This window comes from Silvibacterium acidisoli, from assembly GCA_022870745.1.
Lineage (GTDB): Bacteria > Acidobacteriota > Terriglobia > Terriglobales > Acidobacteriaceae > Silvibacterium.
This window is the reverse complement of sequence record CP085323.1, coordinates 820,780-844,687: the sequence shown is the minus strand read 5'-3', so window position 1 is coordinate 844,687 and position 23,908 is coordinate 820,780. Positions and strand designations below refer to the sequence as shown.

17 protein-coding genes are annotated in these 23,908 nt (G+C 57.6%); 8 read left to right on the top strand and 9 right to left on the bottom strand.

Annotated features, from left to right (window positions below):
* The first annotated feature begins 104 nt into the window (after positions 1 to 104).
* Together LJD29_RS03540 and LJD29_RS03535 are read left to right on the top strand one after the other, a co-directional pair.
* Positions 105 to 1,427 carry a hypothetical protein gene (locus LJD29_RS03540; RefSeq protein ID WP_446744380.1) on the top strand — a complete coding sequence of 441 codons (1,323 nt, stop codon included), beginning with the start codon at positions 105 to 107 and terminating at the stop codon, positions 1,425 to 1,427.
* Between the two features lie 241 nt (positions 1,428 to 1,668).
* Positions 1,669 to 3,030, top strand: a complete 1,362-nt coding sequence (locus LJD29_RS03535; protein WP_446744379.1) for a nucleotide sugar dehydrogenase — start codon at positions 1,669 to 1,671, stop codon at positions 3,028 to 3,030.
* 88 nt (positions 3,031 to 3,118) lie between these two features.
* On the opposite strand, the gene LJD29_RS03530 is transcribed toward LJD29_RS03535, so the two are convergent.
* Positions 3,119 to 5,017 carry an alpha-L-arabinofuranosidase family protein gene (locus tag LJD29_RS03530; protein WP_446744378.1) on the bottom strand — a complete coding sequence of 633 codons (1,899 nt, stop codon included), beginning with the start codon at positions 5,015 to 5,017 and terminating at the stop codon, positions 3,119 to 3,121.
* A gap of 595 nt (positions 5,018 to 5,612) precedes the next feature.
* Here LJD29_RS03530 and sodC point away from each other — a divergent pair.
* Positions 5,613 to 6,134, top strand: a complete 522-nt coding sequence (gene sodC, locus LJD29_RS03525; protein ID WP_446744377.1) for a superoxide dismutase[Cu-Zn] — start codon at positions 5,613 to 5,615, stop codon at positions 6,132 to 6,134.
* A 63-nt stretch (positions 6,135 to 6,197) separates the two neighbouring features.
* Here sodC and LJD29_RS03520 read toward each other — a convergent pair whose 3' ends face one another.
* Positions 6,198 to 7,139 (bottom strand): RraA family protein, encoded by a 942-nt coding sequence (locus LJD29_RS03520; RefSeq protein ID WP_446744376.1) that lies wholly within the window; start codon positions 7,137 to 7,139, stop codon positions 6,198 to 6,200.
* A gap of 311 nt (positions 7,140 to 7,450) precedes the next feature.
* Between LJD29_RS03520 and LJD29_RS03515 the strand changes: the two genes are divergently transcribed.
* Entirely contained in the window at positions 7,451 to 8,590 is a 1,140-nt protein-coding gene (locus LJD29_RS03515) for a mannonate dehydratase (protein ID WP_446744375.1), read from the top strand.
* Between the two features lie 69 nt (positions 8,591 to 8,659).
* Here LJD29_RS03515 and LJD29_RS03510 read toward each other — a convergent pair whose 3' ends face one another.
* Genes LJD29_RS03510 through LJD29_RS03500 form a run of 3 tightly spaced genes read right to left on the bottom strand, consistent with a single transcriptional unit; the run spans position 8,660 to position 11,270 of the window.
* Positions 8,660 to 9,301, bottom strand: coding sequence for a bifunctional 4-hydroxy-2-oxoglutarate aldolase/2-dehydro-3-deoxy-phosphogluconate aldolase (locus tag LJD29_RS03510; protein WP_446744374.1), 642 nt, complete (start codon positions 9,299 to 9,301; stop codon positions 8,660 to 8,662).
* 16 nt (positions 9,302 to 9,317) lie between these two features.
* A complete protein-coding gene (locus LJD29_RS03505) occupies positions 9,318 to 10,412 on the bottom strand; it encodes a sugar kinase (protein WP_446744373.1) in 1,095 nt (364 codons plus the stop codon).
* A gap of 42 nt (positions 10,413 to 10,454) precedes the next feature.
* Positions 10,455 to 11,270: an IclR family transcriptional regulator gene (locus LJD29_RS03500; RefSeq protein ID WP_446744372.1), complete on the bottom strand. Its 816-nt coding sequence runs from the start codon at positions 11,268 to 11,270 to the stop codon at positions 10,455 to 10,457.
* Positions 11,271 to 11,656: 386 nt separating this feature from the next.
* Here LJD29_RS03500 and LJD29_RS03495 point away from each other — a divergent pair, with 386 nt between their 5' ends.
* A complete protein-coding gene (locus LJD29_RS03495; RefSeq protein WP_446744371.1) occupies positions 11,657 to 13,012 on the top strand; it encodes an enolase C-terminal domain-like protein in 1,356 nt (451 codons plus the stop codon).
* Positions 13,013 to 13,026: 14 nt separating this feature from the next.
* Complete coding sequence (locus LJD29_RS03490; RefSeq protein WP_446744370.1) at positions 13,027 to 13,506, top strand: cupin domain-containing protein; 480 nt, start codon at positions 13,027 to 13,029, stop codon at positions 13,504 to 13,506.
* Between the two features lie 190 nt (positions 13,507 to 13,696).
* On the opposite strand, the gene LJD29_RS03485 is transcribed toward LJD29_RS03490, so the two are convergent.
* The 4 genes from LJD29_RS03485 to LJD29_RS03470 all read right to left on the bottom strand — a co-directional run bounded on the left by LJD29_RS03485 (position 13,697) and on the right by LJD29_RS03470 (position 18,554).
* A complete protein-coding gene (locus LJD29_RS03485; RefSeq protein WP_446744369.1) occupies positions 13,697 to 14,740 on the bottom strand; it encodes an LLM class flavin-dependent oxidoreductase in 1,044 nt (347 codons plus the stop codon).
* Between the two features lie 352 nt (positions 14,741 to 15,092).
* On the bottom strand, positions 15,093 to 16,148 hold the full coding sequence (locus LJD29_RS03480; protein WP_446744368.1) for an amidohydrolase family protein: 1,056 nt from the start codon (positions 16,146 to 16,148) through the stop codon (positions 15,093 to 15,095).
* A gap of 261 nt (positions 16,149 to 16,409) precedes the next feature.
* Positions 16,410 to 17,171 carry a transcriptional repressor AgaR gene (gene agaR, locus LJD29_RS03475; RefSeq protein WP_446745871.1) on the bottom strand — a complete coding sequence of 254 codons (762 nt, stop codon included), beginning with the start codon at positions 17,169 to 17,171 and terminating at the stop codon, positions 16,410 to 16,412.
* Positions 17,172 to 17,306: 135 nt separating this feature from the next.
* Positions 17,307 to 18,554, bottom strand: coding sequence for an acyltransferase family protein (locus tag LJD29_RS03470; RefSeq protein ID WP_446744367.1), 1,248 nt, complete (start codon positions 18,552 to 18,554; stop codon positions 17,307 to 17,309).
* 365 nt (positions 18,555 to 18,919) lie between these two features.
* Here LJD29_RS03470 and LJD29_RS03465 point away from each other — a divergent pair, with 365 nt between their 5' ends.
* Positions 18,920 to 22,357: a TonB-dependent receptor gene (locus LJD29_RS03465; RefSeq protein ID WP_446744366.1), complete on the top strand. Its 3,438-nt coding sequence runs from the start codon at positions 18,920 to 18,922 to the stop codon at positions 22,355 to 22,357.
* A 55-nt stretch (positions 22,358 to 22,412) separates the two neighbouring features.
* Positions 22,413 to 23,777, top strand: a complete 1,365-nt coding sequence (locus tag LJD29_RS03460) for a Gfo/Idh/MocA family protein (RefSeq protein WP_446744365.1) — start codon at positions 22,413 to 22,415, stop codon at positions 23,775 to 23,777.
* The last annotated feature ends 131 nt before the right edge of the window (positions 23,778 to 23,908 follow it).

The following is a 23,908-nucleotide window of genomic DNA, read 5'->3' as shown; positions in this document are numbered from 1 at the left end:
TGTCCAGAGGCAGGACAGAGAAACTTTCACGTGACATCCCCCCATGCCGCTGCTAGCTCGCTCCCTATGAAGCAACCGGCTGGTCGACGCGAAAAGGAATTGAAATGATGAAGTTCACAAGGCTAATCTGCTTCGTTTGGGCAGCTACAGCGGCCATGCCGCTGTTCGCCGCCACGAAGTTCGTCAACCATTCTGCAGCCACCACTGGCAACGGGACATCCTGGGCCAGCGCGTGGCCGGACGTATCGAGCATTAACTGGAGCTCACTGGCCGCAGGCGATGTCGTCTGCGTTGCGGGGGGCACTTACTCCGGCTCGATCGTAACGGCTGCCAGCGGTGCTTCAGGGAAACCAATCACCATCCGCCGGGCTACCGCAGCGGACGCGACCTGCGGCTCAGCTACTGCAGGCTGGAACGCTGCCTATGATTCCCAGGTTGTCGTAGCGGGAATCAGGCTGGGCAGTAACTACGTAACGATTGATGGGGCGGTGGCAAACGGGATCAGCATGAATCTCGCCAATAGTTCCGGCAGCCCATCTTCCATTGGCGTTAGCGCGCCCACCGCTGGCGTCATCCTCCGGTATATCGAAGTAGCCGGTCCCTGTGGAACGACAGCATGCAATCAGAATGGCGACGCTCGTAGCATCGACCTCAATCATTGGAATGGGTCGAGTTATGATCTGCAGGCAAATCTGACGGTGCAGTACAGCAATCTGCACGGTGCATGCACTATCCTTTGGGCCGCTCACTCTTCCAATCTCATCATTGAGCACACCCGCTTCGCTGATAGTGCCGATTCAACACCGGGAAATCCCAACTGCCATCCCAACGTCATCGCTGAACAGGACTCCACAAACGCGACATTCCGCTACAACGAAGTGACCAACTGGCAGGTGGAAGGCATCATGGCGTGTCCAAACGGAGGTTGCAACTCTTCATGGGCGATCTACGGAAACGTCTGGCACGACCCCATGGGCGGCAGCTATCCAAGAGTCCTTGAGTCGCAGAGCAATTCCAACGGGCCTTATCTGGTCTATAACAACGACTTCATCAATATCTCATTTGCAACCATGAACACTGCAAATGGGGGCAGTTTTGCAGCAGGTTCAATCGGTCGAAATAATATCTACTGGAATTCGCCTACTGGGTCCATGCTTCAAAGCGATTACGATCTTTGCAATACAGCCTGCGACGAAGCCAACGGCCAAACCTACACGGATACGGGGCTGTTCGCAGGCTACTCCGGTCATAACTATCAGCTTGCTCGTGCCACAGATGCAGGACAGACACTCCCGGCTCCCTACAACATCGATTACAACGGTGTCACCAGGGGACTGGATGGAGGTTGGGACCGTGGCGCTTACGAATTCAGCTCTGGCGGAAAACAGCCGAATCCGCCGACCAGCTTGACCGCTTCTCCCCAGTAAAGCAGCCCCATTCAAACTTTCCTCGAGGATTTCATTATGGCCGTGATGCTGTGCATCACGGCTGTTTTGTCAAAGCAGGATCTGCATATAACGCGACATCAATCGTTATGTGCTGAAGTTTGCACATTTGCGCAAAGCAGCGTTTCCGCGAGGATCAAAAGCGCTTAATAAATTCAGCGTAAGTGCGTCATAGCATTGCGCTGACGGGTTCGGAACACAGTGTGCAACGCGTAGTGTGTCTATGCAAAGTACACTCGACCTGACCCAAATCGCCCAGGCACGCCTGGATCGCCTCGAAACCAGAACAGCCCGCGTCGCCGTTATCGGCCTGGGATATGTAGGCCTTCCTCTCTCCCTCTTGCTCTCAGAGAGCGGCTTCAAAGTGACCGGCTTCGATATCGATGCTGAGAAGGTACGCTGCCTCGAAGATGGCCGGTCCTATATCCTTCGTATCCCTCCTACCGAGATTCAGACCGCTCAACGGCAGGGCTTCAATGCCACTGCAGACTTCTCGCATCTCGCCACTCAGGATGCGATCATTATCTGCGTTCCGACGCCACTTACAGAACATCGCGAGCCCGACCTGAGCTTTATCGAAGGCACAGCCAGGTCGGTGGCTCCGTGGCTTCGCGAAGGTCAGCTTGTCGTTCTCGAGAGCACGACTTTTCCTGGAACAACCGAAGAGGTGCTCATCCCCATTCTTGAAGGTGGCAACCCTTCGGGGCTAAAGGCGAAGATAGCGGGTAGCCCAGCAGGAGAGGGAGAGTTCTACGTAGCCTTCTCGCCGGAACGGGAAGATCCGGGAAACAACACCGTGGCCCGCAGGGATATTCCCAAGGTGGTTGGAGGTCATGACGAGATTGCAACTGTCATGGCAGCCACACTCTACGAACGCATCTTCAATCGTGCGGTCCGTGTTTCCTCAACTCAGGTTGCCGAGATGAGCAAGCTCCTTGAGAACATCTACCGCTGCGTAAATATTGCGCTGGTGAACGAGCTCAAGCTGCTCTCTCTTCGTATGGGCATCGATATCTGGGAAGTTATTGACGCCGCTTCGACCAAGCCTTTTGGCTTCCACGCCTTCTATCCCGGGCCAGGGCTCGGCGGCCACTGCATTCCCATCGACCCCTTCTATCTGAGCTGGAAAGCAAAGGAATATGACTTCAGCGCGCGCTTCATTGAGTTGGCAGGTGAAGTGAACGAGGCGATGCCGGCCTACGTCGTGCAATCAGTTGCTCGTGCGCTGAACCAGCACAGGAAGGCGGTCAATGGATCTCGCATTCTCATGCTGGGGATGGCTTATAAGAAAGACATCGACGATCTCCGTGAATCTCCTGCGCTCTCCATCTTTGAGATGCTTCGCGCACAAGGTGCAGAGGTGTTCTACAACGATCCCTATTGCCCCGCTGTCGGAAAAGGACGTCACTACAACTTGAACATCACCTCTTCGGGTCTCGAAGATATCGAGAAGTACGACTGCGTCGTCATCGTGACCGATCATTCTGACTACGACTATGAGGGCATAGTCGAACGCTCCCAACTCATCGTGGACAGTCGGAATGCCACGAAGGGAATTGCTTCACCGAAGATCGTTCGCTGCTGAGAATCAGAATCATCCGCCAGAAAAAACGGGAGGGAAGCATCCGGTGAATCGGCGCCGTCCCTCCCGTTTTTTCTTGTCTATGTCGAGACTATTGCAGCGGTACGTCAAGCACCTCGATGGTGTAAGCGCCTACTGAGTGCTTCCACTCTTTGCCGCTCACATTTATCCGCGACACAATGGGCTCGATTGTATGCGGCTTCTCAATAGAATTGGTCGCCCAGCGCGAAGCGGCATGCAGTGAGGTCATCGCAGCACTACCGGTTTTTATTCCGTTCAGGTCGAGCGTGAGCGCTTGTGGCTCGTCCGAACCGTTGACCAGCTTCAGGTGCAGGATCTTCTTATCCGTAGAGACGGTTGCGGACCAGAAAAAGCGCGGATTCACACCCTCTGCGCCGCTCTTTACGACCTCGTTGCCAAGGTGCGCAGCAAAAAGCACCTGCGCCCAGTAGCTCGGTGATCCGTACGAACGCGCAGCATCGTAGCCAATCAGGTCCGTCTCCCACTGCATCCCGCCGGGGTTCACATTGGTGAACAGTGGAGCATAGCTCGCCATCACGATCAGATCGCTGTTGCGTTCCATGCTTGTCATCCACGCCGCATCACCCAGCGCAGCGCCAAAGTCCGGAGTAGGTGATCCCGTGCGAGTAGCCCACTCACCTACGAAGATCTTCGGTCCATTGCGATCCATCGTGTCGTAGTGGTGCACCAGTGCATAGAACTCTTCCGGCGTCTGGTAATAATGATCGTCGATCGCATCCGGTGAACCTTTGCTCACCCGTGTCGTCGCGATCAGCTTGTACTGCGGATACTTCGCGCGAATCGCCTTTTCAAATGCAGTGTAGCGCTCGTCGTACGTCTTTGCCTTATCGAACTGATCCTCATTGCCGATCTCGATGTAGTGCAGCTTGAACGGCTCCGGATGCCCATCCTTCGCACGTACCGCGCCCCACTTCGTGTTCACGTCGCCGGTTACGTATTCAATTTCGTCCAGCGCATCTTGCACGAACGGCTCAAGCTCCTTGCCGACAACATGCTCACCCTGCAGCGAGTAGCCCGCATAAACCGCCAGCACCGGATCGATCTTCAGATCCTCACACCACTCCAAGAACTCCAGCAATCCCAGTCCATCCGTTGAAAGATATCCCCACGGCGAACGGTGCATAGGGCGATCCACGAGCGGTCCAATAGTCTCTTTCCAGTTGAAGCGTTCGTTGATGTGGTCGCCTTCAAGATAGTTGCCGCCAGGCAGGCGAAGGAAACTCGGATGCATCGCCGCGAGCTTTTCCATCAGGTCAGGGCGATTGCCATTGAGGCGATCATGGTAGGTTGGCGGAAAGAGCGAAACCAGTTGCAGCGAGACTGTTCCAGGATGAGCGAAGGTGATCTCAAAGTGATTCGCGCTGCCCTCCCTGGCCATGGCGGTCGACTTCATCGTGTAGGTGTACTGCTTCCAGTCGCCGTCCTGCACCGGAACCTTTGCTTCGGCCACCGTCATGCCGGTGTCATTCGCTACCAGCTTTACATGGGCGTCGCCAACCCCATTTACCTTCGCGTAGAACGATCCTGTATAAGTTGTTGAAGGCCGAACTGCCATGCCCCAGTAGCCATCGTTCGCAACACCGGCCTCATTGCCATCGGACGCTGCGCTAACCTTTACCTGCAGGCTGTACGGGAGTGCCTTGCTGGGACCGTTATCTTTATCGGCTGTCATTTCCGCGACGCTGTTGCCGTGTGTTAGCACAGACCAGTGCGCCAGCCGCTGCCAATCGCCATTGTTGAAGCCACGGTTGCGGATCATCTCCGCATACAGCCCACCGTCGTAGGAGTAATTGATCTCTTCGGTCATCAGGCCGTAGAGTGTCGGGCTCACGTCTGCCGTCTTTGTCGCCGTATCGACTGTCAGGCGCGCGGTTGTCTGTGCCGTGAGGGTAGGGAGAAAGGCGAGAGAAAAAAAGCTGAGTGCGAAACCAAGTCGTGCTTTCGTCACAGCGGCACTGCTCCTCAAGAAGAATGATTCGGGTATACGTTTCCCCGAACACCTTGTCAACAGATGCTGTGCGGCAGAAAAAAAAGACTGCGCCAATCTTGCTGGCGCAGTCTATCAGTGTCTATGAAGCGGATGGGTGTACAACCGCACGACGCCGCTCTCGTCCGTGTGGAAACTCCAAAAAACCAATGCCCCCTTTGTCGCTGCCGCTGTTATCCTCCGCGATAACAGGTGGCCCGGCGTGGGCCTGCCTGGATACACCAGCGGCAGACTTGGCCAACTGGCGACCAGCTCTTTCCTCAATTGATCAGGCTGTTATTTGTAATAAGTGTAGCGACGTATGCCGTTATCGAACATACAACTAAAGCTGAGCGGCGAATACTCCGAAAGAGCTGTGCCGAAAGTCCGGCGAAGTGGCGCGCAATCTAAGAAATTGTCTCCCAGGCTATGGCCAATCACCGGCCGCCAGGCCAACCGGGATCCGGATCGTTTCGAAACCCGGGATCAACATGTTGCAGGTATCATCAATGCGAGGCCGGTCTTCCGGAAGCATCGATAAAGGCCGGTCAATACAAGGTTTCAGAAAGGTCAAGCAATGATCCGCGGCACACTGGCAGTCGCTCTTACCCTGGTAACCGTGTCTGCGCTTCCCGCGCAGGCGCCCGACGCCCACACCGGCGAGCTGAAGAATGCAGGTGGTTCTTCCATCGGAACCATCACCGTTACGGGTCTGCCCAAAGGCGTGCTGCTTCGCGTCGAAGCAAAGGGTCTCACGCCTGGATGGCATGGCATGCATTTCCACGAAAAGGGAGATTGCAGCGACGCGGCTTTCAAGAGCGCCGGCGCGCACGTTCACTCCACAACCCCGGTCGTGCACGGCATCATGAATGCAGACGCCAACGACGCCGGCGATCTTCCCAACCTGTATGTGAATGCAGATGGCAGCGCTACCGTCGAAGTCTACTCCACGCTGGTTTCACTCAAGGGTGATAACGGGAAGCCCGCACTGCTCGATGCCGACGGAGCAGCAGTCGTGATCCACGCGAGCCCTGACGATTACAAGACGCAGCCCATCGGCGGGTCAGGTGCACGCGTTGCCTGCGCCGTCATTAAGTAAGCGTTTCCTGCAAAGAAAAAAGGAGCTGCCATCAGGCAGCTCCTTTTTCATGAGGCGATCCGGTTAGTCGTTATTCTTCTCGCCCCGAGCCTTCGCCAGCAGATCGTCGAACTCCTTGCGCGGCATCTTTACCTTATCCGGATGCGCGTTGATCCACTTCTCGAAACCATCGAATTTCTTTGCATCCCATCCGCCCTCGAACTTCCCACCGTTTGCGCCGCTCTTGTTCAGTTCGAAGTTGTATTCGTCGCGCAGCGCCGTGAATTCGGCAGAGCTGATCGCCTCTTCGGCGATGATCGCTGGAATGAAGATCACACCCTCCGGTTTGGCCAGCACCAGGTCGCCGGGCAACACAACCGCGCGGCCGATGCGCACCGGTGCATTGATCGAGGTAAGCTCCATGTCCACCCAGAACGAAGGATCGTAGCCGCGATAAAAGCCGTTGAAATTAGGAATCTCGCGATTCTCTTCCTGGTCGCGAATGCCGCCATCGAAGACGAATCCCGTATGCGTGTGCGCCGCGATGCCATTGCCAAGGTTCGAGCCGATCAGCGTGCCATCGATGATCTTGCCGAATCCATCGGCCACATACACATCGCCAATCTGCAGTTCGGCAATCGGCCAGCTGTTCGTGCCGCTCACCCGGCCCTCCGACTTGCCTTCCGCCGCGATAGCCTTGGCCATGTCGGGCCGGGTCGGCATGTACTGCGCCGTCAGTGCGCGGCCCGCAAAGGGCTTGTCGATGTGCAGTGCCTGCCATCCACCCTCAAACTGGTTGTGATATCCATGCGACCGGAGAAAGTCCCACACGTCCTCGATCGTCATATCGAGAGCGCGCTTCAGCAGGTCATCCGGCAGCTTCGGCCGTCCATCCGGAAAGCGGTCGCCCTTCCAGTCGGAGGTATAAAAGACTATCTGTTCTTTTGAGAGCTTCACCTGTGCCCAGGCATTCGAGCCGCCAAGCAGAGTGCAGAGTGCGAATACAGCAACCAACAGCTTCTTCATGCAGTTCTTCCCCATATTCTGGCCGCCTCTAAGCTGGCGGATGTGTTTGTACGCCTGAATCGAATCCGGAATAGATCGATCTTTGCAAAAAACCGTTAGAAAGTCACTGTCCCGTCAAAGCGAGCCACTCAGGACACGTTCATCGCAGCATCCGCGAAAGAATCGCCGACGGCCTAAGCTAAGCCGTGGCTCACAGTCATGTCAACGCCTTAACCGTTCAACTCTGAGAGAGGGTCTCACCATATAAGACAATCAGAAGTCTGGACCAGGGAGCTTTGGTGTGTCAGAATCCGAGACCGCAGGAGTGTCCATTGATAAAGCGCAGTCTCTCGCGAAGAAGTGCCCTCAAAAGCATCGCCTCCTCCGTCCTCGCTCCGGCCCTCGTGCCGCTTGTCGCCACAGCCCAGGCAGACAAGAAGCCCTGGTGGCTCGGCAACGGAATGCCGCAGGAGAGCGAAGACACCCCCAAAATCGCAACAGCCATCAGCCTGCGCGATGGAGTCACAGACAAAGCCATTCGCGGAGTCGTGCAAATCGGCGTCTACCACGTCCTTGCCGGAGGCCCCGAAATCCCCTGGGGCGCCGAAAAGCTTCAACCAATCGTAGATAAGTTGAAAGCTGCCGGCGTAACACTCGGAAACCTGATGATCTCCGGTTTCCCGAAGACGATCTACGGCAAGCCCGGACGCGATGAAGAGATAGAAAAGGTCAGGCTGTCGATCCAGGCAGCAGGGAAGGTCGGCATCCCGGTCGTCGAGTATAACTTTTACGCCCATCGCGCAATGGAAGGCTATTACGAGCAGACTGGCCGCGGAGGCGCAGGACTTACCGGCATGGACTATGACCGGATGAAGAATTTTCCACCACTTCCCGAAGAAGGCACGCACACGGCGAAAGAAATGTGGGAGAACCTGACCTATTTCCTGAAGGCCGTTGTGCCCACTGCAGAGAAAGCCAATGTGCGCCTCGCACTACATCCGAACGATCCTCCCGTGCCGCTAAGCCGCGGTTCAGAGCAGATCATGGCGACCCTCGCCGGATGGAAGCACCTGATTGAAATCGTGAACAGCCCGGCTAACGGCATCACCTTCGACTGCGGAGTGACACGTGAACTAGGAGAAGATCCAGTAGAAGTCTGTCGTTATTTTGGCTCTCGCGATCGCATCAATCACATTCACTACCGCAACCCTCACATCGAAAAACCGTATGTGAAGTACGACGAAGGCTTCATCGACGAAGGCGACGTGAACATGCTCGCAGTGATGCGCGAAATGGTCCGGGTGAAGTATACGCGCGAGTTCTACCCCGAACACCCGCGAGCCATCGAATACGATCGCGAGCGGGGTCCCATCCCCGGCTATCCTGGCGGTGGCGGATACGCAGGTGATCTCTACGACATCGCCTACGCCAAGGCTATGCTGCAGGCGGCGCTGATTCTCGAAAAGGGATAAAGCGAAAGGCGGCAAACAGAAATGCCCCCGCAACGCACTGCGGAGGCATTGTCGTGAGTTGTATTAAGCTTAGGCGCGCGCCTTGGCAATCGCCTCAACGTAAGCCCGGGCGGTCTTAGTGATGATTTCAGGTGTTCCATTCTTGACGGCTGCGGCGTTCACAAGATCAGAGCCAACCCCCAGCGCCTCGGCGCCGGCTCTTATGAAGTCAGCAGCAGTGTCGACCGTAACGCCGCCGGTAGGAATCAACTTCAGCTGAGGAAACGGGGCTTTCAACGCCTTCAGGTAGCTCGCGCCGCCCATCGCCGAGCAGGGAAAGATCTTCACAAAATCTGCACCCGCGTTCCACGCAGTAATTACCTCTGTGGGAGTGAGTCCGCCCGGCATCGATACCTTACCCAGTTCCTTCGTCTTCGCGATCACATCGAGGTGCAGACTCGGGCTGACGACGAACTCTGCTCCTGCTTCGATGGTGGCCACGCACTGCTCGACTGTTGTAACCGTGCCGGAGCCAAGCAGAAGCCTGTCTCCGTAAATGTCCTTCAGCTTCCGCAGCACGTCCACCGCGCCCGGAACGGTCATCGTCACTTCCATCACCGTGATGCCGCCTGCGACCATTGCTTCCACCAGGGCGTATGCATCCTGTTGCGAGCCGCGCAGCACGGGAATCAGCCCCGCGCTTTTCATTTGTTCGATTACTGGATTTGCCATCTTCTCTTCCTGTCGTTTATCGGATGATGTAAGCCGAGCTGCCCTGCATCACGCGTCTTACCTCTGCGAGGGTTGCCATGCTGTTGTCGCCGGGCGTCGTCATCGCAAGCGCACCGTGCGCGACTCCACATTCGAGTGCCCACTGTATCGACTCGCCTTTCAGCAGGCCGTAGATCAGTCCCGATGCAAACGAGTCACCGCCGCCCACGCGGTCAAGAATTTCGACCTCCTGCAGCGGCACCAGAACCATCTCGTCCTGGTAAAGCGCGAGGCCTCCCCAGGCATTTCGTGAGGCGGAATGCGTAGCGCGCAGCGTGGTCGTCACCAGCTTCAGGTTGGGATAAGCAGCAGCCACTGCCCGGAACGCGTTCTCGTTTCGCACCAGGTGATCCGTCTCAGCGTCCCCGCCGTCAGGCCTGATCCCAAGCATCGAGGCAAAAGCCTCTTCATTGCCGAACAGCACATCGACCTTGCCGACCAGCGCACGATAGACTTCCTGAGCTTTCGCAGTGCCGCCAATAGACTTCCAAAGCGATTCCCGATAGTTCAGATCGAAGGATGTAATCGTTCCCGCAGCACGCGCCGCATCGAGAGCTTCAAAAGCCACTTCAGGAGTCGAAGAGGACAGCGCTGCAAAGATGCCGCCCGTATGCAGCCAGCGTGCGCCATTCTTTGCGCCAAAGATATTGCTGAAGTCGAAATCGCCAGGCTTCACCTGCGAGATCGCAGTGTGTCCACGATCAGAGCAGCCTGCAGCAGCGCGTATGCCAAAGCCGCGCTCGACGAAGTTCAAACCGTTGCGGACCGTGCGGCCGATGCCGTCGTAATCGACCCAGCGGATCAGCGAAGTATCGACCCCGCCCTGCAGGATGAAGTCTTCGATCAATCGACCGATCGGGTTGTCTGCAAACGCGGTGACAATCGCCGTGCGCAGTCCAAAGCAACGGCGCAGGCCACGAGCCACGTTGTATTCGCCGCCGCCTTCCCATGCGGCAAACTGTCTGGCCGTGTGAATGCGCCCTTCGCCTGGATCGAGCCGCAGCATCACTTCACCCAGGCTGATTGCGTCCCAGCGTACGTCTTCTGTTTTTCGGATTGAGAGTGCTTCCATAGAGTCTAAAAAGAAATCCCGCCTTCAACGGGAAGACCAGCGTCAGGCATTCGATGCCGGTTTAAGTGAGCGTTCCTTGCGCGGAAGATATCCCATGTCTTTGCGAATCCCCTGCGCGCACGCCGACAGCTTTTCGACAAAGAACGTGACCTTCTTGGCCGTCATGCGAAAGGTCGGTCCTGAAATACTGATTGCCGCTACCGGGCTTTCTTTGCCATCGAGTATCGCCACCGCGACACAGCGCACACCTTCTTCGCGTTCCTCGTCGTCGATTGCATAACCGCGCCTCTTGGTGCGCGGCAGTTCCTGCAGCAGTGCCTCGCGCGTCACCAGTGTTTTGCGCGTGAACTTACCCAGCTTCAACTGCTTCACAACGTCGTTCGCTTCTTCCGGCGTCATTGCGGCGAGAATCGCCTTCCCGACCGCCGTGCAATGAACCGGACTTGTAGAACCCACACGCGAGATCATGCGCACACTACGCTCCGGCTCCAGCTTATCGATGTACACCATGTGCATGTTTTCGAGAACGCAAAGATGCGCTGTCTCTTCCACTTCCTGCACCAGCTTGCGCAGGTGCCGTTGCGCACAGTCGCGCAGGTCGTATTGATCGATGGCGCGATTTCCATAGTCGAACAAACGCAGGCCGAGCCGGAATTTCCCTGAGCTCGTGCGATCCACCATCCGATGCCGTTCCAGCACCATCAGAAAGCGGTGGGCCGTGCTCTTATGCAGCCCCAGGCTGTCGGCCACTTCGCCCAGCCCCATGGGAATCGAACTCTCGCCCAGCAGATCGAGAATCGAAAAAGCCCGGTCCAGTGCCTGTAGTTTATAAGTCTCTCGAGCGCCGCTGTCTCGCATTGTGCTACACCATTTCAGTTTATGAGATAACGCTCGTCAACCATGCCGAGTCTGCCAGAATCTTTGTTGAAACTGAGCATAAAGTCAATCGTTTCTTGCAGAAACCGTAGATGTCAATTGTCATTCTTTAGGGAGTTAACGGCAGCGTATGAGCGTGTTGCCTCCCGATACGCGCCGTTTCCGATTGACAGCGGATTTTCCCCACGCATATAAGGAATGCCGTCGTTTCGCCAACTCATTTTCATAAACGCCGCAGGGATCGCTTTTTGTCGCATCCGGTATCGTTCCCACGGCCAACCATGTTCTCGCACTCTGGCAACTCTTGGAGGCAGTTCATCTGTTTCTTTTATGGGGAGATCGATCCGGTGTTCAACAACAGATCATTCATGATGAATCGCAGAAGGCTTCTCAAAGGCTCTGCCGCTGCCTTGGCTGGCGGAGTTCTCGGCAGCACAGCTATCGCCGAGCCGCGTCCGCTCTTTCAAAACGTCAACACGCATTCCAGCCCATCTGATCTCAAGATCACCGACCTCCGTTACGCCATCGTCGTAAAGCCCGGTCCAAGCCCCTGCGTACTGATTCGTATCGATACCAATCAGGGCGTCTACGGCCTTGGAGAAATCCGCGACATCGCCGGACCCAACTACGCGCTGGTTCTCAAGAGCCGAATCCTCGGCGAGAACCCGTTGAACATCACCTACCTCTTCAACAAGCTGCAGCAGTTCGGCGGACCATCCCGCCAGGCCGGCGGAGTCGTCGCCATCGAGATGGCCCTGTGGGATATCGCAGGCAAGGTCTACAACATCCCCATCTATCAAATGCTCGGAGGCAAGTGGCGCGACAGGGTTCGCGTCTACGCCGACACAACAGAGTCGATGGACCCCAAGGAATACGGCCAGCGCGCGAAAGAGCGCAAAGAAGTCATGGGCCTCACCTGGATCAAGATGGATCTCGGCATCAACGTCCTCGAAGGCATTCCGAACACCGTGATGCAGCCCTCGGGCCAGTCCCGCTGGGAGCAGCACGATCTGCCGCACCCATTCACAGCGACAGAGGTCACCGACAAAGGCATCGATCGTCTTTGCGAGTACGTAGCCGCCGTGCGCGACGCCATCGGCATGGAGATTCCGCTCTCGATGGACCACCTCGGCCACATCGGACCCAACTCCGTCATTCGCCTCGGCAAAGCATACGAGAAGTTCAATCTCGAATGGATGGAAGATGTAGTGCCCTGGTATTACACCGACATGCTCAAGCACATCACCGACTCCATGCCGACGCCCACCATCACCGGCGAAGATATCTACGACATCGCCGACTTCGAGAAACTCTGCGCCAACCACGCCGTCAGCAAGATCCATCCCGACCTCGCAACCTCGGGCGGCATTCTGCAAACCCATCAGATCGGAGACATGGCCTTCAAGTACGGAGTTCCCATGGCCATGCACTTTGCTGGAACGCCCGTCTGCTGCATGGCCAACGTACACTGCGCCGCAGCCACGCAGAACTTTCTAGCGCTCGAGAATCATTCGCTCGACGTGCCCTGGTGGGCCGATCTCGTAGAGGGCGTTGAAAAACCCATCGTCAACAAGGGCTTCATCAAGGTCCCCGAAGGCCCCGGCCTCGGCGTCACCTTGAACGAAGACATGGTTCGCAAACACCTCAAACCCGGAACCGGCTATTTCGAGCCCACCGATCAGTGGAACGAAAAGCAGTCCTGGGACGACGCAGTCTTCAGCTAAAACACAGGAGCCTCATGAAGTCTTTGATCATTGCTGCCGCCGCCGCGCTGTCGCTTATCGCGACCGCGCAATCCCCGTCCCAGAGCATAGACAAAGCCGAAGTCATCCCCGCGCAGACCATTCAGGATCAGTCCGCAACGCTGACCGCAAAGGCGAAGGACAAAGGCAGCGCCATCGTCAATCTCGGCGATTACAAGGCGTACACCATCAAGCTGTCGGTGCTCACTGCCAGCGCTCACGCCGAGGCGCACGCACACTTCGACGACGTAAGCTTCGTGCAGGAAGGCACCGTCACGTTAATGACCGGAGGCACGATAGTAGGCGCACACCAGATCGCCGACGGAGAAACCGCGGGAACAAGCATAGAAGGAGGCACACCGCTCACCCTGCATCCGGGCGACATCGTCCACGTGCCCGCCGGAACACCACACCAGTTCATCGTGCCGAAGGGAACGACGTACAAAGCATTCGTCGTGAAGGTGCCCAGAAACTAAGACGCGTCGAAAAACTGGCAGGGCAGAACTTCAATCCTGCCATTGAGCCGGAGACCTATCGGCAACTGGTAGGGCAGTGCTTCAGCCCTGCCATTAAATCTGGCGAACGATAGCGGCTTCAGTCGCTGAGGTAGCATCGTCCGGCGACGCCGCTACCAGCAAATTGCCACAAGCGCCTGCGCTGATTGCTTCAGGCCGAGCGAGCCAGCGCCCGTCGCACTTCCGGCGCCACCTTAGTCCCCAGCAACTCAATCGCATGCATCACCTTGGCATGCGGAACGGTCCCCGCCGTCAACTGCACCGTGATGCGCTCAAGCCCGCCAAGCACCTCGTTCTCGTAGAGCATCTTCTCCGCCACCGCCGAAGCATCACCAACCATCAGCGCACCCGTCTTGCCGCGCGTCGCATCGAACTGCGCCCGAGTCGTCGGAGGCCACCCACGCTCCCGGCCGATCTTACTGAAGGTGTGCGCATAGTAGGGAAACAGATCGTCGGCCGCCTGCTCCGTCGTATCGGCGACAAAGCCGTGACCATGCGTGCCCACCTTCAGAGTCTCAGGCGCATGCCCGGCACGCTTTCCCGCCTCGCGATAAAGCTCTACCAGCGGACGAAAGCGATGCGGTTCTCCGCCAATAATCGCCACGATCAAAGGCAGCCCAAGAATGCCCGCACGCGCAAACGAATTCGGAGTACCTCCCACACCCAGCCATACCGGCAGCGGCTGCTGAACAGGCCGCGGATACACACCCTGCCCAGTCAACGCGGCGCGATGCTTTCCCGACCAAGTTACCTTGGTCTCATCACGCAACTGGAGTAGAAGGTCGAGCTTCTCCGCAAACAACTCGTCATAGTTGTTCAGGTCGTAGCCAAAGAGGGGATAAGACTCAACAAACGATCCGCGCCCCACCACGATCTCTGCACGGCCATGCGAGATCAAATCGACCGTCGCAAAATCCTGAAACACGCGCACCGGATCATCGGAGCTGAGCACAGTCACGGAACTCGCCAGCCGGATCTTCTTCGTTCTCGCCGCAGCCGCGGCAAGAATCACCGCTGGCGCCGAGGCCACAAACTCCTCGCGATGGTGCTCGCCAATACCGAATACATCCAGCCCAACCTGGTCGGCCAGCTCAATCTCTTCCAGCAGGTCGCGAACCCGGTCTTCCGCGGAGATGGTTTGCCCCGTCTCCACGTCCGGCGTCATTTCAACGAAACTATCGATACCAATCTGCATAACGAGCAGTTGGATGCGCGACCCATCACGTCCGATTCATCGTGGGAGTAGCCTCTGGCTTGGGGAGTGGTCGCCCCGAACGAGCAACCACCCACTTAGAGAATTGTCCTCCCGAACGGATCAACGAATACCCATAGAAGTTGTCATCCCGAACGAAGTGAGGGACCTGCTTTTCCCAGACACGGGCGACGAACGCCGAGCGCGTATCCAAACACAGCACTGTCACTGACCATGTGGTGTGTGCCGTGCAGAAGGGCAGTTGTGTATCAGGGCATGGCTTAAGCCGTGCCACACAAGCACGCCAAGAACTCCGGGCTTTAGCCCCTGAGCGAAAGCTACACGCGAATAAACCCTAACGCCCAGCCAGCAGCTTCAAAGCATTCTCGCGATAAACCTTCTTCAGTACGTCATCCGGCAAATAAAGCCCATAGATATTCCAACGGCCCTGCCGCGAAGCATGCGTCGGATAATCGAAATACTCATCCGCTGTTTCCAGGAAGCGATAGTAAAGCCGGTACATCTCAATGTCCGGCAACAGATCGGTTCCAAAGATGATGCGATCAGGAAACTTCAGGAAGAGATCGCGAGCCCGATAAGGCTGACGCCCCAGCTCCGGAGTACGCGCGCTGATATCGATCGAATAATTAGGATTCTTCTCCAGCGTCTCGACGACGAAATCAAGATCCTCGCCGCTTTCGCCAAGATGCGCACCAACAAAAGTAGTCTTAGGATGCCGCGCAAACACGCGGTTACGCTGCTCCAGCAGTTGACGCTTGGTGTAGAAAGAGGACGAGAACGCCCAGTCAGGATGCGCCGCCAGCTCTTCATAGCGTTCGTTGTGCTTGTCGATCGGGCGGAAGAACGCATCCGGGTCAGAGGTATGGAACATCACCGGGATATTCCACTCGCCCATCTTCTCGAAAATCGGCGCCAGCCGCTCGTCATCTACCGGCATCATCTTACCGTCGGCATCGGTCACGCTCAGGCCAAGATCCTTCCAGAACTTCAACCCGCAGACACCCGCATCCACCAGCCGCTTCAGCCGCTCGATGGTCACGTCCGCAAAGTCCGGCTTCTCCACGCCCGACCAGTCCATCCACGCAATCGTGGCAAAGCGGTTCGAGGTCGAGTGGAACTTCTTAATCGTTCCCAGCGCCGCCTCGCCCACGCGCATGGTGATGTTCACGCAGCGCTCGACACCGCACTCGTCCATGATCTTCAGCACTTCCAGCGGATCGGTCGCGTCCAGGTGGTTGTGGTAGTCGATCACCGGAAACTTCGGCTTCTCCACCACGTGCAAAGGCGATTTCAATCCCCTGACCGGCTCAAAATCGCTCAGTCGCAGATCCACCTCGGCCTTAGCCGTGACCATGGCGACAAACTTGTCCTGACTCTCCTGGCTGCACATAGATAGAGGAAGCCCCACCCTAATCGAGATTTCGGAACAGGGAAGCATCGGCTCGCGATGTTTCTTTCTGTTTCCATTCTTTACGTATTAGGTATAGATGCCTTTACTTTCAGGGTCAAGATCCAGTTTTCCGGGTATCTCCACCTGCAGATCGTCACAAGTAAGGCACATCCCTGAAGTTGTCATCTTGAACGCAGTGAGGGATCTGCACTTTTCCAGCGCAGGCAAAGATGCCCCTGCTAAAAGCGACATGCCGGCCGCTTAGGTAATGACCAGCTCAATCCCCGCGCTGCGCAGCGCCTCGGCGTCCTCGTCCGAGATCTGGTCGTCCGTAATCACCGCATGCAGGGCCGAGGGAGCCACAATCAAAGCCAGGCTGCGCCGCGAAAACTTCGTCGAGTCGCACACCGCCACAACCTTGGTAGAAGCATTCACCATTGCCCGGTTCACACGCGACTCCAGCACGTTCGGCGTCGTCAGACCGACCTTGGTATCGAAGCCGTCCACGCCCAGAAACAGGATGTCCGCATGCATCTCGCGCAGCACATCTTCGGCCAGCGGACCAACCAGCGAAAAAGAGCTCTTGCGCAGGCTGCCACCCGTCAGGATCACGTCAAAGTCGGTATTCGCCAGCTCCGCCGCAATATTCACCGCGTTGGTGATGACCGTCAGCCGCGAAAACTCCCGCAGCGCCCGTGCAATCGCCGTAGTCGTAGAGCCGGAGTCGAGCAGCACGCACTGGCCTTCCTTCACCATCTTCACCGCCGCCGCGGCAATGTGCTGCTTTTCCTTGAGCTGGTGGTGTTCCTTCTCTTTCAGCGAAGGATCGAGCAGCGCACTGCTCTGCGGAGCAAGCGCGCCGCCGTGCGTCCGCTGTACCAACCCCTTGGACTCGAGGTAGTCCAGGTCCTTGCGGATAGTAATGCGCGAGATCCCCAGCGCGTCTGAGAGTTCTGAAACGAGCACCCGGCCGTCACGCTGAATCAGTGACATTACGTGCTGCCGGCGCTCGTCAATGAGCATGTTGCTGCCTTCAACGTTGTCCACGTTCGACTTCACCCGAGTCCCACCCCATCATACGGGGATCGTCATCTGATACAAACTCGTTCGGGGAGCCATCTGCTCCCCGAACGAGACGTTTCCAATATAGCTGCTGCTTCAGATACGTAGAAAGATCTTGTTCTTATACATCCAGTACAGGACACACCAGTAAACCAGCATTACTGTGATGCCCATCACCAACGGCTCCGACGCCACGCCGAAGATCTGGAACGGCGCATGGGTGAGGTTGGTGTACAGGTTGTTGATGATGAACTCTTCCCACAGGTGAGCGATCAGGTAGGCAGCCATCGAGTTCATGCCCACCACCACCAGCGGAAAGACCACCTTGCGATTGTCCTTCACATCCACAATCCACGAGAAGGCCGCCAGAAACAGGAAGCAGATTCCACCGCTGAAAAGGGTCCATGCCGGGGTCCAGATACGCTTCACAATCGGGCAGATCCCGGTGAAGTGGAAGAGAGCCCCAAGCGCCATCAGGGAAGCGCCCGCGATCAGGAACTTCTTCAAAGGAATATTCGGAGCCGCCGCCCGGAACCACTGGCCGGCGAACAGCCCCAGTAGCATCGTTCCCAATGTGGGAATAAAGCTTAGCGTCAGGTACCCGCCCTCGTTGAACAGGAATGGCGAAAGCCGGCGGAACTTGTTCAGGAACCACACGTCGAAGGCCTGCCCAAGATTGCTGTTCTTGTTCCAGTGCGACGCAAAGCCGGAAAAGTTGTGGTGCCAGTCCGCCGGAACCCCCACCGCCGCATAGTCGAAATTCGGCCCCGGAGCGGGATACAAAGCCCACGCCAGCCAATACCCGAACAGGATTGCCCCAAACGCAGTCCATTGCCACTTCGGCTTGCAGAAGCTCAGCAGGAACGCGAAGGTGTAGCCCATGCCGATCTGCGACAGCGTGTCTTCGAAGGTGAAGTTCGTCATCGTGCTGCTGGTCGACCGCAGCAGCACTCCCAGCGCGGTCAGCAGAATCGCGCGGAAGATCGTATGCATCATCAGGTGGCCGAAGCTCTGGCCCTTCCTGATGCGGCTGGCAATCGAGTAGGGCATCGCCACGCCCACCAGGAAGGTGAACGACGGCTGAATCATGTCATGCAGCCCGAGTCCCGCCCACTGCACATGGTCCTGGTTGTAAGCAAGAATGCGCCAGAACAAGCTATCCGGAAACGCATGGTGCATGTGCACGAAGTTCATCACCTCGCCCATCATCAGCAGCATGACAAGGCCGCGATAAGCATCGACCGCAACATTGCGTCTGGGCGCCTGTACGGTGTTAGGCAGCTCTACTGCTGGCGTGCCCGTAACCGGAGGGGCTGGAATCTCTATGGTGCTCGCAGCTGACATGCGACTTCGCTCCCTGTGTGCCGGCCTCCGCTGATCCACGTCAGCAGAGACCGGCAGAGTCATCTCTCAAAAGCACATTGGTTTCGCTTGGTTACGATACCTGTCCTTAGATTCCGGGATGATAGCACGCAGGCAAAACCATTCGCGCCCCTAAAATGCATGCCCTGCGACAATTCTTTTCACCCCAGGGACCCCGTCAGCACTGACCATCGTGCCTGTTGATACTCCCGATAAAGGAAATGTATGAGGCCAACTTTCTAATTGACAGCTGTTCAAGTCCTTCATAGACTCGGTCTACTCGAAAGCATTGGCAATCATTAGAAATAAAGTTCTTTGAAATTGAGTGCGAAAGGTAATCCACTTCGATGAAGCATTTGAGGCGCTTCCTTTGTACCCTTCTCTTTCTCCTGATTCCCGCAGCTGCGTTCGCGCAGAAGGACACGGCATCGCTGACCGGTCAGGTAACCGATGCTTCAGGAGCGACTCTGCCTGGCGCAAAAATCGACGCCGTCAATACCGAGACCAACCTGACCTACCACGCCGACAGCAACTCCTCCGGTGAATGGACCATCAGCCCGGTCCGCATCGGCACCTACAAGGTCACCATCACCGCCCCCGGCTTTAAGACCTCCCAGCTCGGCCCCATCACGCTCGATGTCCAGCAGCGTCAGCGCCTCGACGTCTCCCTCCAGCCCGGTGCCGTAGCTGAAACAGTCCAGGTAACGGAAGCCGCACCACTGCTCGAGTCAGAAACCTCCGAACGTAGTCAGCTCGTTGACAGCCGCACCATGGTAACCCTCGCTCTCAACGGACGCAACGCCGTGCAGCTCGCCCAGCTCACCCCCGGCGTCACCACCAGCGAGCCCGGCTCGCGCGACCAGAACGGTTTCGGCTTCAGTGCCAACGGAGCACGCTCGCTGCAGAACAACTTCCTGCTCGACGGCATCGACGACAACTCCAACCTGCCCGACCTGCTCAACGAGGCCAACTACGTCATCATGCCCTCGGTCGACGCACTGCAGGAGTTCCGCGTAGAAACCAACTCCTACACCGCCGAGTTCGGACGCGCCACCGGCGCCGTCGTCAACGCCTCCATGAAGAGCGGAACCAACCAGTTCCACGGCGTCCTATACGAGTTCGTCCGCAACCAGATCTTCGACGCGCGCAACTACTTCGACGCCGTGCAGCCCGCCTTCCACCAGAACCAGTTCGGAGCCACACTCGGCGGTCCCATCCGTCGCGACAAGCTTTTCTTCTTCATGGATTACGAAGGCTTCCGCGAGCGCCAGGGGCAGACCAACACCGCGCTCGTGCCCACCGATGCCGAAAAGGCCGGCGACTTCTCGGGGCAGCTCAACCTGGCCGCGCCCACCGGCGTAAACGACTGTAATGGAGTGCAGACCTACTCCGGCGAACTCTTCGACACCACCCAGACCAAGGCCAGCGCAGCCAGCCCCACCGGCTATTGCGGCGTGCCCTTCAGCTACGCCAACGGAGCGCCCAGCAACGTCATCCCCGTCAATAAGCAGGACCCGTTGGGCATGAAGCTCATCGCCCTCTATCCCTCGCCGAACGTCAACGCCAACGGCTACAACTACACCTCCGATCCCGTGCTCGATCGTCAGCGCAACCAGGGTGACATCCGCGTCGATCAGAACATCGGGTCGAAGGACAACGCCTTCTACCGCTTCAGCATGAGCCGTCAGCCCGCGTTCCTGCCCGGAACCTTCGGCGGACTCGCCGACGGTGGCGGCTTCTTCTCCGGTATTGAAGAGAACAACGGCTACAGTATCGCCATCAGCGAAACCCACATCTTCTCGCCGCAGAAGGTCAACGAATTCCGCGCCGGCTACAACCGTCTCCATTCCAGCCGCTTCCAGGACAACTACAGCGAAGATGTTTCCGGACAGATCGGCTTCCCCGGTGTGCCATACATCGCCGGCACCGATAACGGCGGACTTCCGCAGATGTCCTTCAACGATGCCGCAACCCTCGGTAGCCCGACCTACCTGCCTTCGAATGAAATCCAGAACACCTACAACTTCTCCGATACCTTCACGCTCATCGCCGGCAAGCACAGTTTCAAGTTCGGCGGCGAGTATCGTCCGGAAGAGTTCACCATCTATCAGCCTGCCGCACCGCGCGGTTCGCTGAGCTTCGGTACGGTGTACACCGACAATCCAGCTGACCAGGGAACCGGCGGCAGCGGCCTCTCGACCCTCGTCACCGGGCAGACCCAGGGCGGCAGCATCAACAATCTCAACAACGTCGATTACTTCCGCAAGGTGTGGGCGGTCTTCGCGCAGGACGACTGGCGCGTTACCCCCAAGCTCACCGTAAACGCCGGTATCCGCTACGAATACTTCTCGCCCATCTCGGAGCGCCACAACGCGCAGGCGAACTTCAATCCCATCACCGGCGAACTCGACATACCCAAGGACAGCAACGTAACGCTCACCCCCACGCTTGCTTCCACCCTGCCGGTAAACCACACGGCTGGAAACACCTTCACGTCGGCGGACAAGAACAACTTCGGTCCGCGTCTCGGTCTCGCGTACCAGATCGCGCCGCACATGGTCTATCGCAGCGCCTTCGGTGTCTTCTTCAACGGAGACGAAAACGGCCCGTACAGCAACCCCAGCCCCGGCTTCAATCCGCCCTACTTCGTAAGCCAGGCCTTCAATGCAAACTGTGGTCAATCCGCTTACGCCGGCAGCGCTCTCGATTGCTCGGTGCCCGGTCTTACGAATCTCGTCAACGGATTCCCAGCGACCTCGCTGACCGATCCCAACACGCCCAATCTCTTCTCCGAAGCGCCCAACCTTCCCACTCCATATGTCATGCAGTGGCACGGTTCGCTGCAGACCGAACTCGGGCAGAGCACGAAGTTCGAAGTCTCCTACGTCGGCTCGAAGGGCACCAAGCTCTACACCTATCTCAACCTGAACCAGGCCGATCCCTCGACCGACTCCTCGGCCGACTACGCCTCACGCCGTCCCTTCCCCTACGTCAACACCTCCATCGGATATCTGACCTCATGGGGCTATTCGTTCTACGACGGTCTGCAGACGCAGGTGGAGCACCGCTTCAACAGCGGCCTCTCTTTCCTCGTCAACTACACCTATAGCCACGCACTCGGCGATTCCTCCAACGCCAACCTCGGAGCGCAGAACAACGATGGCTTCCGCTGGGGCAACAAGCATCCTGAGTGGGAGTACGGCAACCTCGACTTCGACGTGCGCAACCGCTTCGTATCGAGCTACACCTGGGATCTGCCCTACGGACGAGGCCGCCACTTCGGTTCGAATCTCAATCGCGCCGCCGATCTGCTTCTTGGTGGATGGCAGATGTCCGGCATCGTGACCCTATCGTCGGGCACCTGGTTTACGGTCACCGATGCCAACGCCAACTTCGCGAACTCCGACGGACAGCAGCGTCCTGACGGCGTCTCCGGGCAGAAGGCCAACGGCAAGCCCTGCGTCGCGGGAACGTTCTTCAACACCTGCGCCTTTACCGATCCCTCCGAAGGTTCATTCGGTGATGTTCGGCTCAACAGCCTCCGCGGACCCGGCCTCAAAAACTGGGACGATGCATTGCTGAAGGAGTTCACCGTCGCCGGCGAGAAGCACTTCGAGTTCCGCGCCGAGTTCTACAACATCCTCAACCACCCGAACATGCTCTTCGCCGCACCGGGCCCACAGAATTCCAACAACGCCACCGTCTACGGCTCTTCGAGCTTTGGATACACCACCGCCGCGGGCGATCCGCGCCAGATTCAGCTCGGCCTGAAGTTCTATTATTGATGCCGAAATCAAAACCCGCCGGAGCCGTTCTATCGGCTCCGGCATGGAGTTGTGAATGACCGACGAAATCCACGATGCAACCTCCGACCTTTCACGCAGAGGCTTTCTAAAACTCGGTACCATGGGAGCGGTGGCCATGAGCCTACCCGCACACGCCATGGAAGAAAAGAAATCTACCGGAAAGACAATGGCCGGAGTTCCCTTCGAGAAGAAGGAGAATCCGAAGATCGGTATGATCGGCACCGGAGGCCGCGGCACCAGCCTGCTCGGCAACCTGCTCGCCGCCAATGCCCAGGTCATCGCCATCTGCGATGCCGCTCCCGAGCACGCACAACATGCTTCGTCACTGGTCGAAAAGGCTGGGCAGAAGGCGCCCGAACTCTACACCAAGGGCGACCACGACTACGAAAATCTCGTAGCCCGCGACGACCTCGACCTCGTCATCATCGCCACGCCCTGGAACTGGCACGTGCCCATGGCCGTAGCTTCGATGAAGCACGGGCATCACACCGCCGTTGAAGTCCCCGCCGCAACTACGCTCGAAGATTGCTGGAGCCTGGTGAATACCTCGGAAGAGACTCGCCGCCACTGCATGATGCTCGAGAACTGTTGCTACGGCTACAACGAGACGCTGGTCCTGCGCATGATCAACAAGGGCATGTTCGGCGAGCTGCTCTATGGCGAAGGCGCCTACCTGCACGATCTGCGCGAAGAGCTCTTCTCGAACAAGGGCGAAGGCCTCTGGCGCCGCGCCTATCACACCAAGAGCAACGGCAACATCTATCCCACCCACGGCCTCGGACCGGTCGCCAACTACATGGGCATCGAGCGCGGAGACCGCTTCGACTACATGGTCTCGATGAGCTCGCCCGAGTACGGGCTGGATCTCTACCGCAAGGAACACCTGAAGGCCGACGACCCGCGCCAGTCGGAAAAGTACATCAACGGTGACATGAACATCTCGCTCATCAAGACAGCGAAGGGACGCACCATCACCGTCAAGCACGACGTCGCCAGCCCCCACCCCTACGATCGCGTCAACCAGATCGCCGGCACCAAGGGAGTCTTCTACGACTACCCACCGCGCATCTACTTCGACGGACAGGCAGGCGGAGAAGCCTTCACCAGCATCGACGGCTTCAAGGAATACCAGCATCCACTCTGGAAGAACGAAGGCGAAATCGCCCAGCGCGTAGGCGGCCACGGCGGCATGGACTTCATCATGCTCTATCGCCTGCTGCAATGCGTGAAAGAAGGCATTGCACCCGACATGGATGTGTACGACGCAGCCTCATGGTCTGCTCCCGGCCCGCTCAGCAAGGCATCATTGGCGCAGGGAAGCGCACCAGTCAAGTTCCCCGACTTCACCCACGGGGAATGGCAGAAGCGGTCTGTCTCTGCCATTGCCACTCAGGAATAACTTGTAACCGTAAATGTGACATGGCCCGCCAAACCAGGCGGGCCATTTTGTCTGAGCCTCGTATCATGGCACGGCTTCAGCCCAGCTTTGAAAACGAGAAAAGCTTTGTGAAAGGGCACGGCTTTAGCCGT

What these genes read in the sequence shown, in the direction of transcription:
- LJD29_RS03510 (WP_446744374.1), bottom strand. Translation starts at nt 9,301, where the DNA reads ATGGCAAATCCAGTAATCGAACAAATGAAAAGCGCGGGGCTGATTCCC.
- LJD29_RS03540 (WP_446744380.1), top strand. Translation starts at nt 105, where the DNA reads ATGATGAAGTTCACAAGGCTAATCTGCTTCGTTTGGGCAGCTACAGCG.
- LJD29_RS03470 (WP_446744367.1), bottom strand. Translation starts at nt 18,554, where the DNA reads ATGTCAGCTGCGAGCACCATAGAGATTCCAGCCCCTCCGGTTACGGGC.
- LJD29_RS03480 (WP_446744368.1), bottom strand. Translation starts at nt 16,148, where the DNA reads ATGTGCAGCCAGGAGAGTCAGGACAAGTTTGTCGCCATGGTCACGGCT.
- LJD29_RS03460 (WP_446744365.1), top strand. Translation starts at nt 22,413, where the DNA reads ATGACCGACGAAATCCACGATGCAACCTCCGACCTTTCACGCAGAGGC.
- LJD29_RS03520 (WP_446744376.1), bottom strand. Translation starts at nt 7,139, where the DNA reads ATGAAGAAGCTGTTGGTTGCTGTATTCGCACTCTGCACTCTGCTTGGC.
- LJD29_RS03465 (WP_446744366.1), top strand. Translation starts at nt 18,920, where the DNA reads ATGAAGCATTTGAGGCGCTTCCTTTGTACCCTTCTCTTTCTCCTGATT.
- sodC (WP_446744377.1), top strand. Translation starts at nt 5,613, where the DNA reads ATGATCCGCGGCACACTGGCAGTCGCTCTTACCCTGGTAACCGTGTCT.
- LJD29_RS03490 (WP_446744370.1), top strand. Translation starts at nt 13,027, where the DNA reads ATGAAGTCTTTGATCATTGCTGCCGCCGCCGCGCTGTCGCTTATCGCG.
- LJD29_RS03485 (WP_446744369.1), bottom strand. Translation starts at nt 14,740, where the DNA reads ATGCAGATTGGTATCGATAGTTTCGTTGAAATGACGCCGGACGTGGAG.
- LJD29_RS03495 (WP_446744371.1), top strand. Translation starts at nt 11,657, where the DNA reads ATGATGAATCGCAGAAGGCTTCTCAAAGGCTCTGCCGCTGCCTTGGCT.
- LJD29_RS03500 (WP_446744372.1), bottom strand. Translation starts at nt 11,270, where the DNA reads ATGCGAGACAGCGGCGCTCGAGAGACTTATAAACTACAGGCACTGGAC.
- LJD29_RS03505 (WP_446744373.1), bottom strand. Translation starts at nt 10,412, where the DNA reads ATGGAAGCACTCTCAATCCGAAAAACAGAAGACGTACGCTGGGACGCA.
- LJD29_RS03535 (WP_446744379.1), top strand. Translation starts at nt 1,669, where the DNA reads ATGCAAAGTACACTCGACCTGACCCAAATCGCCCAGGCACGCCTGGAT.
- agaR (WP_446745871.1), bottom strand. Translation starts at nt 17,171, where the DNA reads ATGCTCATTGACGAGCGCCGGCAGCACGTAATGTCACTGATTCAGCGT.